The organism is Marinobacter guineae, assembly GCF_002744735.1.
In the GTDB taxonomy this organism is placed as follows: Bacteria; Pseudomonadota; Gammaproteobacteria; order Pseudomonadales; family Oleiphilaceae; genus Marinobacter; species Marinobacter guineae.
On the sequence record NZ_KZ319342.1, the window covers coordinates 183,877 to 200,589 of the forward strand.

11 protein-coding genes are annotated in these 16,713 nt (G+C 55.4%); 8 read left to right on the top strand and 3 right to left on the bottom strand.

Features of this window, described 5'->3' with window-relative positions; all coding sequences use genetic code 11:
• Positions 1 to 5 precede the first annotated feature (5 nt).
• Positions 6 to 824 carry a hypothetical protein gene (locus CLH62_RS18525; RefSeq protein ID WP_099619680.1) on the bottom strand — a complete coding sequence of 273 codons (819 nt, stop codon included), beginning with the start codon at positions 822 to 824 and terminating at the stop codon, positions 6 to 8.
• Between the two features lie 436 nt (positions 825 to 1,260).
• Here CLH62_RS18525 and fadB point away from each other — a divergent pair, with 436 nt between their 5' ends.
• From fadB to topA, 3 genes are all read left to right on the top strand, one after another.
• The gene (gene fadB, locus CLH62_RS18530; RefSeq protein WP_099619681.1) at positions 1,261 to 3,408 is read left to right on the top strand and encodes a fatty acid oxidation complex subunit alpha FadB; all 2,148 of its coding nucleotides are present in this window, start codon (positions 1,261 to 1,263) and stop codon (positions 3,406 to 3,408) included.
• Positions 3,409 to 3,434: 26 nt separating this feature from the next.
• Entirely contained in the window at positions 3,435 to 4,610 is a 1,176-nt protein-coding gene (gene fadA, locus CLH62_RS18535) for an acetyl-CoA C-acyltransferase FadA (RefSeq protein WP_099619682.1), read from the top strand.
• Between the two features lie 248 nt (positions 4,611 to 4,858).
• A complete protein-coding gene (topA, locus tag CLH62_RS18540; protein WP_099619683.1) occupies positions 4,859 to 7,501 on the top strand; it encodes a type I DNA topoisomerase in 2,643 nt (880 codons plus the stop codon).
• 67 nt (positions 7,502 to 7,568) lie between these two features.
• Here topA and CLH62_RS18545 read toward each other — a convergent pair whose 3' ends face one another.
• Together CLH62_RS18545 and gltA are read right to left on the bottom strand one after the other, a co-directional pair.
• The gene (locus CLH62_RS18545; protein WP_099619684.1) at positions 7,569 to 8,441 is read right to left on the bottom strand and encodes an NAD(P)-dependent oxidoreductase; all 873 of its coding nucleotides are present in this window, start codon (positions 8,439 to 8,441) and stop codon (positions 7,569 to 7,571) included.
• A gap of 117 nt (positions 8,442 to 8,558) precedes the next feature.
• On the bottom strand, positions 8,559 to 9,833 hold the full coding sequence (gltA, locus tag CLH62_RS18550) for a citrate synthase (RefSeq protein WP_099619685.1): 1,275 nt from the start codon (positions 9,831 to 9,833) through the stop codon (positions 8,559 to 8,561).
• Between the two features lie 511 nt (positions 9,834 to 10,344).
• Here gltA and sdhC point away from each other — a divergent pair.
• From sdhC to CLH62_RS18575, 5 genes are all read left to right on the top strand, one after another.
• Entirely contained in the window at positions 10,345 to 10,722 is a 378-nt protein-coding gene (gene sdhC / locus CLH62_RS18555) for a succinate dehydrogenase, cytochrome b556 subunit (RefSeq protein WP_099619686.1), read from the top strand.
• On the top strand, positions 10,713 to 11,060 hold the full coding sequence (sdhD, locus tag CLH62_RS18560) for a succinate dehydrogenase, hydrophobic membrane anchor protein (RefSeq protein WP_228152904.1): 348 nt from the start codon (positions 10,713 to 10,715) through the stop codon (positions 11,058 to 11,060). The genes sdhC and sdhD overlap by 10 nt, the downstream gene beginning before the upstream one ends.
• Positions 11,061 to 11,063: 3 nt before the next feature.
• A complete protein-coding gene (gene sdhA, locus CLH62_RS18565) occupies positions 11,064 to 12,836 on the top strand; it encodes a succinate dehydrogenase flavoprotein subunit (protein ID WP_099619687.1) in 1,773 nt (590 codons plus the stop codon).
• Positions 12,837 to 12,850: 14 nt separating this feature from the next.
• The gene (locus tag CLH62_RS18570) at positions 12,851 to 13,555 is read left to right on the top strand and encodes a succinate dehydrogenase iron-sulfur subunit (protein WP_099619688.1); all 705 of its coding nucleotides are present in this window, start codon (positions 12,851 to 12,853) and stop codon (positions 13,553 to 13,555) included.
• Positions 13,556 to 13,866: 311 nt separating this feature from the next.
• Positions 13,867 to 16,704, top strand: coding sequence for a 2-oxoglutarate dehydrogenase E1 component (locus tag CLH62_RS18575; RefSeq protein ID WP_099619689.1), 2,838 nt, complete (start codon positions 13,867 to 13,869; stop codon positions 16,702 to 16,704).
• The last annotated feature ends 9 nt before the right edge of the window (positions 16,705 to 16,713 follow it).

A 16,713-nucleotide genomic window follows, 5' to 3' on the forward strand; every position in this document is an offset into this window, starting at 1 on the left:
GAGAATTAGGCGCTGCCTTTCAGGAGCTTGATGGTGGCAGCAAGTCCCTTCAGGATACCTTTGGAATAGCGGTCAATCACGAAACCCACATTTTTTTCGTTGTAGTTGATGTAGGAGCCCCGGATGAACTGCCATTTGGACGAAATATCGTTGAGGGTTGCTTTCAGTTCCGGTGTACCTTCGCCCTGCATCACAGTCTGGAGCAATGCGTCCAGCTCTGCGGCCTGCACATCAAGCGGCGTTTCAGATGAGGAGCCCTGAAACGTTTGGGCCACTGATGAGTTGGTGCGTACCGAATACTTGGCCATCATCTGCGCCATTTTTACGGCCGCCAACCGGGCTGCCTCAACTCTGGGGTCGGTCTCGGTCTCTGAGCTGTCCTGCGCGATTCGATAGAGCTCCGTTGCCTCTTCGTTCATGGCAAGAGCCTGGTTGGCCATGTCGGACACCAAACGCAGATCCGGATAGCCCCGGTTGCGCACATCATTGATGTTGTCACGCATCAGGTTCTTGAACTTGTCGAACTCCTGGTTCAGCCCCTCAATCTCTTCGGCAGACAGCACTCCGGAATCGCTGCCGGCAATAGAATTCATGGAGTCGTTGGCTGAGTTGATACCCTGCACAATCTCGTTCAGGGTGTTGGTATCGCCGGTTCCGCTGAAACGGTAGAAGGCATCCAGAGCTACGTAGTTACTGACCCGGAAATTGTGTAGGTCGGAGAGGAATCCGTTGGCACCGTCCTGAGCGCGGGCACCCATAGAGGTCAGTGCAAGAAGAATAAGCGCGGTCAACAGGGCGCGTATCCGCAGGTTGGCGTCTTTCATCGGATGGCTCTCCGTAATGCTGTTTTATTATTGTGGACCAAAGTCGTAGATCGAAGGTAAAGTAACTCCGGCAGCCAATCAAGCAGTTTTGGTGGCGCAGGCGCCCGCAAATGTAAATAAATTTTAAATTTGCGTGATGAAGTTCTGGTTTTGTCTTAGAAGTAGCTTCCAGTTCACTGAAACATAACAATTCCATTCCAATTTTCTTCAGGCGCCTCCGGTTTTTCCGGGACTTTTGCGCCTCTTCCGAAAGAAACAAATTGACAAATGCGCCGTTTTTTTTCATCGTGTGCCCTCACGATTCAAACGACTGTATGAATTTCTGAATCGGATGATCGGGCAGTGACCTAAATCTCGCTGCACAAACAGCCGCACTGGTGAACTGAAAACACCATCCGGCTGGAAGCAGTTCCAAACACAGACTGGAGATCAGTTGATGATTTACGAAGGTAAAGCCATCACGGTTAAAGAGATCGAAGGCGGGATCGCTCAGTTGAACTTCGACTTGCAGGGCGAGTCAGTAAACAAGTTCAACCGTCTTACTATTGAAGAGCTCCACGCCGCGACTGACGCATTGAAAGCGCAAAAGAACCTTAAGGGTCTGGTAGTGACCAGCTCCAAGGACAGCTTTATTGTCGGTGCCGACATTACCGAATTCACCGAGCTCTTTGCTGGCTCGGAAGAGGATCTGGTAGCCAACAACCTCAAGGCCAACGAAGTATTCAACGCCGTTGAAGACCTGCCGTTCCCGACTGTTACCGCAATCAACGGTATGGCGCTGGGCGGCGGTTTCGAGATGTGCCTTGCGACCGATTACCGGGTTATGGACCCGAAGGCCAAAGTTGGTCTTCCGGAAGTGAAGCTGGGTATCTTCCCGGGCTTTGGCGGTACCGTGCGTCTGTCCCGTCTGGTGGGTGTCGACAACGCTGTAGAGTGGATCAGTGGTGGCACCGAGAACCGCGCCGATGCAGCGCTGAAAGTTGGTGCCGTTGACGCCGTGGTTGAGTCCGACAAGCTGGTTGAAGCTGCCGTTGCGATCATTAACCAGTGCAACGAAGGCAAGCTGGACAACCAGGCCCGGCGTGAAGAAAAGAAGGGCAAAATCAAACTCAATGCCATGGAAAGCATGATGGCATTCGAGATCTCCAAGGCGTTTGTTGCCGGCAAGGCCGGCAAGAACTACCCGGCCCCGGTTGAAGCCATCAAGGTGATGCAGAAGCACGCCGGCATGACACGCGATAAGGCGATCGAAGTTGAAGCCAAAGGTTTTGCCAAGATGGCCAAAACCAACGTGGCGGCTTGCCTGGTTGGTCTGTTCCTGAACGACCAGGAGTTGAAGAAGAAGGCCAAGGCCTGGGAGAAAGAAGCCAATGACGTGAACCTGGCCGCTGTACTGGGCGCCGGTATCATGGGTGGTGGTGTTGCATTCCAGTCTGCGCTGAAAGGCACTCCGATTATCATGAAGGACATCAACCAGGACGGTATCGCCCTGGGCCTGAAGGAAGCGAAGAAGCTTCTGACCAAGCGGGTCGATAAAGGCAAGATGAAGCCTGACCAGATGGCAGACGTCCTCAACAGCATCACGCCGACCCTTAACTACGGTGATTTCAAGAACGTAGACCTGGTAGTTGAAGCCGTTGTCGAGAACCCGAAGGTCAAAGATGCGGTTTTGCGTGAAACCGAAGATGCGGTTCGCGAGGACACCATCCTGACTTCCAACACCTCCACCATCTCCATCAACCTTCTGGCCAAGAACCTGAAGCGTCCGGAGAACTTCTGTGGCATGCACTTCTTCAATCCGGTGCACATGATGCCGCTGGTTGAGGTTATTCGAGGCGAGAAGACCAGTGATCGTGCTATCGCGACCACCGTGGCTTATGCCAAGGCCATGGGCAAGACTCCGATCGTTGTCAACGATTGCCCGGGCTTCCTGGTTAACCGTGTTCTGTTCCCGTACTTCGGTGGCTTTGCCGCGCTGGTGCGTGACGGCGCCGATTTCCAGAAGATCGACAAGGTCATGGAAAAGTTCGGCTGGCCCATGGGCCCGGCGTATCTGCTCGATGTGGTTGGCATGGACACCGCCAAGCACGCCAACGAAGTGATGGCAGATGGTTTCCCGGACCGCATGAAGGCCGACTTCAAGTCCGCCATTGACGTGATGTTCGAGAACGACCGCTACGGCCAGAAGAACGACAAGGGCTTCTACAAGTACGAAGAAGACCGTAAGGGCAAGTCGAAGAAGATTGTCGACGAAGAAACCTACAAGCTCATTGAACCTGTGGTTGAGGGTAAGAAGGACTTCGAGGAAGACGACATCATCGCCCGCATGATGATCCCGCTGTGCCTGGAAACCGTTCGCTGCCTGGAAGATGGCATTGTCGAAGATCCGGCAGATGCTGATATGGGTCTGATTTTCGGTATCGGTTTCCCGCCGTTCCGTGGCGGCGCCCTGCGTTATATCGACGACATGGGTGTAGACAAGTTCGTCGAACTGGCAGACAAGTTTGCAGATCTTGGTCCTCTGTATCACCCGACCGAGAAGCTGCGTGAAATGGCCAAGACTGGCAAAAAATTCTTTGGCTAACCCTGATTCCGAACGGAGAAAGATCTATGAGCCTTAATCCGAGAGACGTTGTCGTCGTCGATTGCGTGCGGACTCCGATGGGTCGTGCCAAAAACGGTTGTTTCCGGAATGTGCGTGCAGAAACCCTGTCCGCCGCTCTGATTGAAGCACTGTTTGAGCGCAACCCGAAGCTCGACCCGAAAGAAGTTGAAGATGTGATCTGGGGCTGTGTAAACCAGACCAAGGAACAGGGCTTCAACGTGGCGCGGCAGATTTCTCTGCTGACCCGCATTCCCCATGAGTCTGCGGCTCAGACAGTGAACCGGCTGTGTGGTTCCTCCATGAGCGCGATCCATACGGCTGCCCAAGCCATTATGACCGGTAATGGCGATGTGTTCGTTGTTGGTGGTGTGGAGCACATGGGGCACGTTCCCATGACTGAAGGCTTCGACCACAACCCCGCTGCGTCCAAATACACTGCCAAGGCCTCCAATATGATGGGCCTTACTGCAGAAATGCTCGCCAAGATGCATGGCATTACCCGTAAGCAGCAGGATGAGTTTGGTGCCCGGTCACACCGTCTTGCCCATGAAGCAACTCTTGAAGGCCGTTTCAATAACGAAATCGTGCCCATCGAAGGTCACGACGAGAATGGCTTTGTGAAGCTGATCGAAGAAGACGAGACCATTCGTCCGGACACAACCGTGGAGTCACTCGGCCAGCTGAAGCCGGCCTTTGATCCGAAGAATGGCACCGTTACTGCCGGTACCTCTTCGCAGTTGACCGACGGCGCTGCAGCGATGGTTCTCATGTCGGCAGAGCGTGCCGAGGCCCTGGGTTTGAAGCCGATTGCCAGGGTCCGCAGCATGGCTGTTGCCGGCTGTGATCCCGCAATCATGGGTTACGGTCCGGTTCCGGCCACAAAAAAGGCGCTCAAGCGTGCAGGCCTGAAGGTTGAGGATATCGACTTCTGGGAACTGAACGAAGCCTTCGCTGGCCAGTCCCTGCCGGTTTTGAAAGACCTCAAACTGCTGGGCGTAATGGCGGAGAAAGTGAACCTGAACGGCGGCGCGATTGCCCTGGGCCATCCGCTGGGCTGCTCTGGTGCGCGTATCTCAACAACCCTGCTGAATGTCATGCAGGCCAAAGGCGGTAAGCTTGGTGTTTCCACCATGTGTATCGGTCTTGGGCAGGGCATTGCAACTGTGTGGGAGCGCCTCTGATTCGGTAAGCCGAATTGCAAGCAAGCTCTCTGGAGGCCCGGCAAATGCCGGGCTTTCCTGTCTCTGACCGCGCAAAAAAGCCGGCTATAAACAGAAGAATGGGTTGTCTTGCTTTTCTTGACCCTGTAAAACAATGCACCTATACCAATGTGGCGGCTATTGAGTGTTTTCTAGCCGACTGATTTTACAGCGAGTTTACGGTTTGCTGATTTTTCAACCGATTATCGCCAAGGACACAGATCTCCGATATGGGTAAAAGTCTCGTTATTGTCGAGTCGCCAGCGAAAGCGAAGACCATCAACAAATACCTGGGCCCCGACTTCATCGTGAAGTCGAGCGTTGGGCATATTCGTGATCTCCCCGTCAGCGGAAGTGGATCGCAGTCTGATCCCAAGGAACGGGCCAGACAGGCTGCTGCTACCCGGAAGATGAACCCGGACGAGAAAGCCACGCACAAGAAGCGTAAGGCCCGGGAGCAGCTGGTGGCGCGGATGGGTGTTGATCCGGATCACGACTGGAGTGCCCGTTACGAGATCCTGCCTGGCAAGGAAAAGGTGGTCAGCGAACTCAAACGCCTGGCGAAATCTGCTGACCATATCTACCTCGCAACGGATTTGGACCGTGAAGGGGAGGCGATTGCCTGGCACTTGCAGGAAACGATTGGTGGCGAGCCGGAAAAATACCGGCGAGTGGTGTTTAACGAGATCACCAAACGCGCCATTCAGGAGGCCTTCAAGGACCCCGGCAATCTTGACACCAACCGTGTGAATGCCCAGCAGGCAAGGCGCTTCCTGGACCGTGTCGTGGGCTACATGGTCTCTCCGCTGTTGTGGGCCAAGATTGCCCGAGGCCTGTCGGCGGGTCGGGTTCAGTCGGTCGCCGTGCGGCTGATTGCGGATCGGGAGCGGGAGATCCGGAAATTCGTACCGGAGGAGTTCTGGCAGCTTCATGCTGATCTCGCGTCCGAAAAGGCTGACCAGCCGGTTCGGTTTGAGGTAACCCGCCACGACGACAAGCCCTACCGGCCGGTTAATGAGCAACAAAGCACCGAACATGTTAACCGCCTGAAGGCCGGCGACTTCAAGGTTGCCAAGCGCGAGGACAAGCCGACCCGGTCCCGGCCATCCGCGCCCTTTATTACCTCTACGCTGCAGCAGGCTGCGAGCAACCGCATGGGCTTCAGTGTCAAGAAAACCATGATGCTGGCACAGCGCCTGTACGAAGCTGGCTTCATTACCTACATGCGGACCGACTCCACCAACCTGAGCCAGGACGCAGTCAACAGTTGCCGGGATTTTGTTCAGAAGCAGTTCGGGGATAAGTACCTTCCTGAAAAGCCGAGGGTCTACGGCAGCAAGGAGGGCGCCCAGGAGGCTCACGAGGCTATTCGCCCGACCGAGGTGAGTCGTCGGCCGGCTGATATCAGTGGCCTTGAGAAGGACGCAGAGAAGCTCTATGACCTGATCTGGCGGCAGTTTATGGCCTGCCAGATGGCCGATGCCGAGTTCCTGAGTACCTCCATTGTGGTGGCCAATGGTGACTACGAGCTGCGCGCCCGTGGCCGGATCATCAAGTTTGATGGTTTCCTCAAGGCCGCTCCCCAGTCTGCGAAGAAAGACGAGGATGTCTCGCTGCCGGATATTCAGGTGAATGAAGTTCTGGATCTGAAAAAGCTGGATCCGAGCCAGCACTTTACTAAACCTGCACCCAGGTACACGGAAGCCAGTCTGGTTAAAGAGCTTGAAAAGCAGGGCATTGGCCGCCCTTCGACCTATGCCTCCATCATTTCCACCATTCAGGATCGTGGCTATGTGCGGCTACAGAACCGCCGTTTCTATGCGGAAAAGATGGGCGAAATCGTCACCGAGCGACTGTCGGAATCGTTCCCGAACCTGATGGATTTCGATTTCACCGCGAAGATGGAAGACGAACTGGATGAGATTGCGGAGGGTGAGGTCCAGTGGAAAAAGGTCCTGAATGATTTTTATGGCCGTTTCCGGCAACAGCTGGAGAAGGCTGAAAGTGCCGACGACGGTGGCATGCGGGCCAATACGCCCACCGAAACGGATATCCCGTGTCCCAGTTGCGGCCGCAATATGCAGATTCGTGTGGCCAGCACGGGTGTATTCCTGGGGTGCTCAGGGTATTCGCTGCCCCCGAAGGAGCGCTGCAAAACCACCATCAACCTGGTTTCAGGCGATGAGGTCGTCAGCGCCGAGGATGACGTCGAAGGTGAGGGAGAGACCCGCCTGCTCCGGAAAAAGCGCCGGTGCCCGAAGTGTGGCACGGCCATGGACAGCTATCTGGTCGACGAAACCCGCAAGCTGCATGTCTGCGGTAATAACCCGGACTGCTCCGGGTACGAAGTAGAGAAGGGTACCTTCCGAATCAAGGGCTACGACGGTCCAACATTGGAGTGTGACAAGTGCGGCTCTGAGATGCAGCTGAAAACCGGCCGCTTTGGCAAGTATTTCGGCTGTACCAACACAGAATGTAAAAACACTCGTAAGCTGCTGAAAAGCGGGGAGCCTGCGCCTCCCAAAATGGATCCGGTTCCGATGCCGGAATTGCAGTGCCAGAAGGTAGATGACACTTACGTGCTGCGGGATGGGGCCTCAGGCTTGTTCCTGGCGGCCAGCAAGTTCCCGAAAAACCGTGAGACCCGACCGCCATTGGTCATGGAGATCAAGCCGCATCGTAAGGAAATTGATCCAAAGTACGATTTCCTGATGGACGCGCCTGAGCGTGATCCGGAAGGCAATCCGACGGTTATCCGTTACAGTCGCAAGACCAAGGAGCAGTATGTCATGTCCGAGAAGGACGGGAAGGCGACGGGCTGGTCTGCCTGGTATGTGAACGGGAAGTGGCAGCCACAGGATAAGAAAAAGTAATGCAGTCGAATAAGGGGTCAGATGAAAGCTTTCATCTGACCCCGATTTAACTTTTTATTTCAAGTAATTACCGGAATTTTCTAAGACGCTGTATCAGGGACGATGTGTCCCAGCGTTTCCCGCCCATCGACTGGACGTCTGCATAGAACTGATCCACCAGAGCGGTCACCGGCAGTGAGGCATTGACCTTGCGGGCCTCCTCAAGACAAATGCCCAGATCTTTCCGCATCCAGTCCACGGCAAAGCCGTGTTCAAACTCGCCGGCAATCATGGTGCCGGAGCGATTTTCCATCTGCCAGGATTGGGCAGCGCCTTTGGAAATGACATCCACCACTTTCGCGACATCCAGTTCTGCCTGTTCGGCAAAATGCAGTGCCTCCGAAAGACCCTGTACCAGCCCGGCAATGGCAATCTGGTTTACCATTTTGGTTTTCTGGCCACTACCGGCAGGTCCCATCAGGTTTAGAGCGCGGGCGTAGTGCTCCATAACGGGCTGGGCTTTGGCGTAGTCTTGTTCGGAGCCTCCACACATTATGGTCAGTTTGCCGTTTTCAGCGCCCTGCTGGCCGCCGGAAACGGGGGCATCGACAAAACCCATCCCGTTGCGGCGGGCGGCCTCGGCGAGGTATTCGGCAATGCCCGCGGAGGCAGTGGTGTGGTCGACCAGAACGGCACCTTCCTGAGCGTTGGCAAGGATGCCTTCATCGCCCTCGTAGACCGCCTTCAGGTCCTTGTCAGCACCTACGCAGGTCAGAATGATATCGGCGCCCTTGACGGCTTCAGCAATGGTGGTGCAGCTGGTTCCGGAATAATCCTCTGCCCATTGCTCTGATTTGGCGGACGTCCGATTCCAGACCCTGACGGTGAGCCCGGCTTTGGCCAGGTGGCCGGCCATCGGAAAGCCCATGACGCCCAGGCCGATAAATGCTGCTGTAGTCATTGATTTCTCCTCTTATGTTTTTGTTGAGTTAACTTATCATAGAAGAGCGGGGCTGGCCGTGAATAAAAAAGGCCGCTGAATCAGCGACCTTTGTATTGCGGGTCCGACGTGCCGGATTTATGTTTTCGGGTAGTCCCGCTTTTCTGAGCCAGTATACAGCTGGCGTGGACGGCCGATGCGATAATCGCCGCTGACCATCTCGTTCCAGTGCGAGAACCAGCCGATGGTCCTCGACATGGCGAAGATGACAGTGAACATGGATGTGGGGATGCCGATAGCCTTGAGAATCAGGCCGGAGTAAAAGTCCACGTTCGGGTACAGTTTGCGCTGAACGAAGTAGTCGTCTTCCAGTGCGATTTTCTCCAGACGCTGGGCGATCTTCAGCAGGGGATCGTTTTCCAGTCCAAGCTCGGTCAGGACCTCGTGGGCGGTTTCGGCCATAACCTTGGCGCGCGGATCAAAGTTCTTGTAAACCCGATGCCCAAAGCCCATCAGGCGGAAAGGATCGTCTTTGTCCTTGGCCTTGGCAATGAACTTCTCGATATTGGATTCGTCGCCGATTTCCGCCAGCATGTCCAGAACGGCTTCGTTGGCGCCGCCGTGAGCTGGCCCCCAGAGGGCAGCAATGCCGGAAGCAATGCAGGCGTACGGGTTGGCTCCGGTAGATCCGGCAAGGCGTACGGTAGATGTGGACGCATTCTGCTCGTGATCCGCGTGCAGAATAAAGATCTTGTCCATTGCCTTGGCCAGGATCGGGTTCGGCTTGTACTCCTCGCAGGGCACCCCAAACATCATCTGCAGGAAGTTTTCGGAGTAGGACAGATTATTGCGCGGATACATGAACGGCTGGCCGAGGCTGTACTTGTAGCACCAGGCTGCGATGGTCGGCATTTTTGCGATCAGACGATGAGCGGTGATCTCCCGCTGAGTCTGATCGGTAACGTCCATCTGGTCGTGGTAAAAGGCTGAGAGGGCGCCGACAACGCCACACATGATGGCCATCGGGTGCGCGTCACGACGGAAACCCTGGAAGAAGTTCCGCATCTGGTCGTGCAGCATGGTGTGGTTCTTGATGGTGTCGTGGAACTGCTTGTTCTCTTCAGCGCTGGGCAGCTCGCCATGGAGCAGGAGATAACAGACCTCGAGGTAGTCCGAGTGTTCGGCCAGCTGTTCAATCGGGTAGCCGCGGTGCAGGAGAACGCCGTTTGCACCGTCAATGTAGGTGATGGCCGATTCGCAGGCTGCTGTGGATACGAATCCCGGATCGTATGTGAAAACGCCTTCCTGGACTAGGCCTCGTACGTCGATAACGTCAGGGCCGACGGTGCCGGAATAAACCGGTAGCTCAATGGACTTATCCCCCACCGAGAGCGTGGCTTTCCTGTCGGTCATGGTGCTCTCCTATTTATCAGCTTTGACAGCTTAATCTACATTTATAGATGCGCTTGGAGTCTGCGCGAACTCTGTCGCGCGGATTCTTGGAAGGCGCGTATTATCGCAAAACTGGCGGCAAAATATAGGGCGTTGGCTTTTTTTGTCAATGGAAGAGTCAGGAAAAGCCGGAATTTGACATTGGTTGTAAATGAGGGATATCCCGAATAACAACGGATTGGGGTAAGAAAAGAATTTGTCAATAATCCTTATAGATTGCCTAACCCCCTGAAATACGCGGCCCACGGGACGTTGCAGGTTTGTAATTGCTTAGGGTACTCCTTATAATCCGTAGCCCGGAATCGGGGATAAGCCTTTTTTTGGTGCCTGTAAATAGCGGGTTGCCGGAGAGGTTTCCTCCCTCCTGAGCCAATCGTGTGCCGGTTTCGTATCTGCACGCTGATCTTTACATACCAACCATCCGCACCCGGTTTTCCGGTTCCGCGGAACCAAAAGAGAGTGTGAGAGCGCTGTGAATAGCAAACGACCAGTAAATCTCGATCTCGGCAAGTTTCATTTTCCGCTGCCAGCCATTACGTCCATATTGCACCGCATCAGCGGCATCATCATTTTTGTTGGTGTTGCGTTCATGCTTTACGGGCTTCAGCTTTCCCTGTCCGGGGAAGAGGGCTTCAGCCGTGTAAGTGAACTGCTGGACAGCTTCCTTGCCAAGCTGATTGTCTGGGGCATCTTGTCTGCTCTGCTGTACCACCTCGTTGCAGGCATCAAGCACCTGCTCATGGATATGGGCATTGGTGAAGAGCTCGAGAGCGGCCGCCTCGCCGCCAAGATCACGATTGTGGTTTCCGTCATTCTCATCGTACTGGCAGGAGTCTGGGTATGGGCATGAATAGTGTGACTAATATTGGCCGTAACGGGATTCAGGACTGGATCATCCAGCGCGTCTCTGCCTACGTACTTGCTCTGTATACTGTTTTTCTGCTCGGTTTCTTTATTTCTACTGATGTTGATTATCAGTCCTGGTCGGCTCTTTTCGATCAGGCATGGTTCAGGATCTTTACCCTGCTGACACTGTTGTCGATCGCGGGGCATGCATGGGTCGGGCTTTGGACTGTTTCTACAGACTACATCAAGTCCGCCGGGCAGCGAATGCTTTTTCAGGCAGTAGTTGTGCTGGCAATCTTTGTGTATGTGGTCTGGGGTATTCAAATTATTTGGGGGCTTTGATCGATGGCTAATATCAAGACCATGTCTTACGACGCGATCGTTATTGGTGGTGGCGGTTCCGGCATGCGGGCTGCGCTGCAGTTGACTGAGTCCGGTGTAAATACTGCGTGCATCACCAAGGTGTTTCCGACCCGTTCGCACACGGTATCTGCCCAGGGCGGCATTACTTGTGCAATCGCAAGTGCTGATCCCAATGACGATTGGCGCTGGCATATGTATGACACGGTGAAAGGCTCGGACTACATTGCCGATCAGGATGCCGTTGAGTATATGTGTTCCGTAGGTCCTCAGGCCGTTTTTGAGCTGGAACACATGGGGCTGCCTTTTTCTCGTACTGAACAGGGTCGAATCTATCAGCGTCCGTTCGGAGGCCAGTCGAAGGGGCCTGATAATCCGACTCAGGCAGCACGCACCTGTGCCGCCGCTGACCGTACCGGTCATGCCCTTCTGCACACGCTGTACCAGGCCAACATCAAGGGCGGGACTAGCTTCCTTAATGAATGGTATGCGGTAGATCTGGTCAAGAACAGCAAGGATGAAGTGGTTGGTGTTGTTGCCATCGAGGTGGAAACCGGCGAGGTAGCTTACATCAAGTCCAAGGCGACGGTGCTGGCGACGGGCGGTGCAGGCCGTATTTACGCATCCACAACGAATGCCCTGATCAACACTGGGGATGGTGTCGGAATGGCGCTGCGTGCCGGTTTCCCGATGCAGGATATGGAAATGTGGCAGTTCCACCCGACCGGAATCTACGGTGCCGGCACGCTGGTAACGGAAGGTTGCCGGGGTGAGGGCGGTTACCTGATCAACGCTGAAGGCGAGCGCTTCATGGAGCGCTATGCTCCGAACGCAAAAGATCTGGCGGGCCGTGATGTTGTCGCCCGGGCGATGGTTATCGAGATTCTGGAAGGTCGCGGGTGCGGGCCCGACAAGGACCACGTTCTTCTGAAGCTGGATCATCTGGGTGAAGAAACCCTGAATTTGCGACTGCCAGGCATCTGTGAGCTGTCCCGTACTTTCGCTCATGTGGATCCGGTAAAAGAACCGATTCCGGTGGTTCCGACCTGTCATTACATGATGGGCGGCATCCCGACCAACGTCGGAGGTCAGGCTCTGACCCAGGACGAAAATGGTAAAGACAAGGCAATCCCGGGGCTGTTCGCGTGTGGTGAGGCGGCCTGTGTGTCTGTGCACGGTGCCAACCGTCTGGGTGGTAACTCCCTTCTGGATCTGGTTGTGTTCGGTCGCGCAGCTGGTCTGCACATCGAAGAGCAGCTTCGTGGCGGCTTTGAGGTAGACGGCGCCAGCGAAGAGGACATCAAGCGGGCCATGGCTCGCCTTGATCGCCTGAACAGTGCGTCTGAGGGTGAGAGTGTTGCCGAGGTGCGCAAGGATCTTCAGAACTGCATGCAGCTGTATTTCGGCGTGTTCCGAGACGGCAAGAGCATGGAAGAGGGACTGAAGAAGCTTGAGGCGATTGGTGAGCGCGTGCGCAACACCAAACTGGCTGATACCAGCAACGCTTTCAACACGGCCCGTATTGAGGCGCTTGAGCTGGATAACCTCTTTGAGGTGGCGCTGGCTACTGCAATTTCTGCCTACGAGCGCAAGGAAAGCCGTGGCGCTCACGCCCGGAACGACTTCACCGAGCGTGACGATGAGAACTGGCTGAAGCACTCCATTTACTTCCCGCTAGACAAGCGTGTCGGCAAGCGTGATGTGAATTTTGCGCCGAAGACCGTGGCCACGTTTGAGCCGAAGATCCGGACTTACTAAGGGGGACGTCGAAAATGTTAGTCAGCCTATATCGTTATAACCCGGAAACTGACAACGCGCCCTATATGCAGGACGTGGATGTCGAGATTCCGGCAGGTAAGGACCTGATGGTCCTTGACGTTTTGAATCTCATCAAGGAACGCGACCCCTCGATGGCCTACCGTCGTTCCTGCCGTGAGGGCGTTTGTGGCTCTGATGGCATGAACATGAACGGCAAGAATGGCCTGGCCTGCATCACGCCGGTGTCCCAGGTTGTGAAGAACGACAAGCTGGTGCTGCGGCCACTGCCGGGTCTGCCTGTCATCCGTGACCTGGTTGTTGACATGAGCCTCTTCTATAAGCAGTACGAAAAGGTCATGCCTTACCTCGTGAACGACAAGCCGGCGCCCGCCATCGAGCGCCTGCAGTCTCCTGAGGATCGGGAGAAGCTGGATGGCCTGTACGAGTGTATTCTCTGTGCCTGCTGTTCCACATCCTGCCCGTCGTTCTGGTGGAATCCGGACAAGTTCATTGGCCCGGCAGGCCTGTTGCAGGCGTACCGCTTCCTTGCGGACAGCCGCGACACGGCCCAGGAGGAGCGTCTTGCCAATCTGGATGACCCGTTCAGCGTTTTCCGCTGCCGGGGCATCATGAACTGTGTCAGTGTCTGCCCGAAAGGTCTGAACCCCACAAGGGCTATCGGCCACATTCGGAATCTTCTGCTGCAACGGGCGACTTAAGCGGCAGGATTTCAGACAGACGCTATACTGTTCTGACAAGTTTGGTACCCGGAAGGCCCCGCAATTCGTGGGGCCTTCAACCAAAGGCTTATAGTTAAAAGTCTTACCCGGGTGCACACTACGCAAGCTGTGGCGGGAGCTTATAAAGTTTTCACCCCGCTTTGCTGAGTATAAAAACCACCGGGGAACGGAAAACATCCATGTCGGGTGTGGTGGCCAAAGTCGATCCCGTAAAAACCCGTATTGACTGAGAATTACTCCTGGCCGACCATACCGGGCTCCCCGCACCAGCCCAAGGTGAGCTATTCAAGATGCACGAAAGCATAATGGAGCAGTTATGGCAGACTTCCCACCTGCAGGGTGGTAATCTCGCCTATGTTGAACAGCTTTTTGAAACCTACCTGACAGACCCCAACGCCGTTCCCGAAGAGTGGAGAAGCTATTTCGACAAGCTTCCCAGCGTCGATGGCTACCAGGGCCGAGATGTTGCCCACTCTTCCATCCGCGAACAGTTTGAACATATCTCTCGCAATCAGCGCTTTCTCGCCAGCGGCGGTGTTCCCGCCAGTGCTACGTCCGACGCAGACAAAAAGCAGATTCGTGTTCTCCAGCTGATCAACGCCTTCCGTTTCCGTGGTCATCAGGAGGCAAAGCTGGATCCACTCGGCGTATGGCAGCGTCCTCAGGTAGAAGATCTGGATCCCGCGTTCCATGAACTCTCGGACTCCGACAGTGATCTGGAATTCCAGACCGGCTCCCTGAATCTGGGTGCCGAGACCATGAAGCTTCGCGATATCGTGGATGGCCTGCGTCAGACTTACTGCGAGAGCATCGGCGCCGAATACATGCACGTCGTCGATACCCGCATCAAGCGGTGGTTTCAGCAGCGTATGGAGCCGGTTCGCTCACGACCGGAGTACGAAGCGAAAACCCGCAAGCACATCCTGGAACGCCTGACCGCCGCAGAAGGCCTGGAAAAATACCTGGGGTCCCGTTATCCGGGCGTCAAGCGTTTTGGTCTTGAAGGTGGCGAGACCCTGATTCCCTGCCTGGATGAACTGATTCAGCGTGCGGGATCCTATGGTGCAAAAGAGATTGTCCTGGGCATGGCTCACCGTGGCCGCCTGAACGTTCTTGTTAACACCCTCGGCAAAAACCCGAAAGAACTGTTCGACGAGTTTGAAGGCAAGAAGCTGGCTGCTTCCGGTTCCGGTGATGTGAAATACCATCAGGGCTTCTCATCCAACGTGATGACCCCCGGCGGTGAGGTTCACCTGGCCATGGCTTTTAACCCGTCTCACCTGGAAATTGTGTCTCCGGTGGTGGAAGGTTCTGTTCGTGCCCGCCAGACCCGTCGCAATGACAACGATGGCACCCAGGTGGTCCCGATTATCATGCACGGTGACGCGGCTTTTGCCGGTCAGGGCGTGGTGATGGAAACCTTCCAGATGTCCCAGACCCGTGGTTTCGGTGTTGGCGGGACCATTCATATCGTTATCAACAACCAGGTCGGCTTCACCACGAGCAAGCAGGAAGACGCACGGTCCACCGAATACTGTACCGACGTTGCCAAGATGATCCAGGCACCGATCCTGCATGTGAATGCAGACGATCCGGAAGCGGTGATGTTCGTTACCCAGATGGCCATGGACTACCGCAACGAGTTCAAGAACGACGTGGTTATCGATCTGGTGTGCTACCGCCGCCGCGGCCACAACGAAGCGGATGAGCCGGCAGCGACGCAGCCGGTCATGTACGAGAAGATCCGCAAGCTGAAAACGACCCGTAATCTTTACGCTGACCAGTTGATGGAAGCCGGCGTGATCAGCGAGGACGAGGCCAAGCAGATGGAGAACGACTACCGTGATGCGCTGGATAACGGCGAGCACGTGGTCAAGTCCCTGGTCAAGGAGCCCAATAAAGAGCTCTATGTCGACTGGACGCCGTACCTCGGTCACGAGTGGACCGCCAAGTGCAAATCCAGCGTGCCGCTGAAGACGATCCAGAAGCTGGGCAAAAAGCTGACCTCGGTTCCTGAAGGGTTCAGTATCCAGCGTCAGGTTTCCAAGATCGTTTCGGACCGCGAAAAGATGACGGCAGGCGCTTTGCCCATTAACTGGGGCTATGGCGAGGTTATGGCATATGCAACGCTGATAAACGAGGGCCATCCGATTCGTATTACGGGTCAGGACGTCGGCCGGGGTACGTTCTCTCATCGTCATGCGGTTCTGCATAATCAGAAAGACGGTTCAACGCACATTGCGCTTGAGCAATTGTCGGAAGACCAGCCGAAGTTCGAGCTCTATGACTCGCTGCTCTCTGAAGAAGCCGTCATGGCGTTCGAATATGGCTATTCAACCACAGCGCCGGATGGCCTGGTGGTCTGGGAAGCGCAATTCGGTGATTTTGCCAACGGCGCCCAGGTGGTGATTGACCAGTTCCTGACCAGTGGTGAGCACAAGTGGGGCCGCCTCTGTGGTCTGACCCTGCTGCTGCCCCACGGCTACGAAGGTCAGGGGCCGGAGCACAGTTCTGCACGTCTTGAGCGGTTCCTGCAACTGTCCGCCGAGCACAACATTCAGGTATGTGTGCCGACAACGCCGTCGCAGGTGTTCCACATGCTGCGTCGTCAGGTCAAGCGCCCACTGCGCAAGCCGTTGGTGGCGATTACGCCCAAGAGCCTGCTGCGTCACAAGGAAGCTACGTCTGATCTGGATGATCTGACCAGCGGTACCTTCCAGACGGTGCTTCCCGAGAAGGAGCCGTCCGATCCCAAGAAGGTGACACGCCTGATCATGTGCAGCGGCAAGGTGTATTTCGATCTTCTGGAGAAGAAGAAATCCGACGAGCGTGATGATGTCGCCCTCGTTCGCATCGAGCAGCTCTATCCGTTCCCGGGCGATGACCTGGATGAACTCCTGAGCCACTACCCCAAGCTCAAGCATGTTGTCTGGTGTCAGGAAGAGCCGATGAATCAGGGTGCCTGGTACTGCAGCCAGCATCACATGCGTAATGCCCTGCATCGCAAGAATCCCAAGCTGTACCTTCAGTATGCCGGCCGTGACGCTTCCGCTGCTCCTGCTTGCGGGCATATGTCTGCGCACATCGAAGAGCAGAAGAAACTGGTTACCGACGCGTTTGAAATTTGACAAGCTACC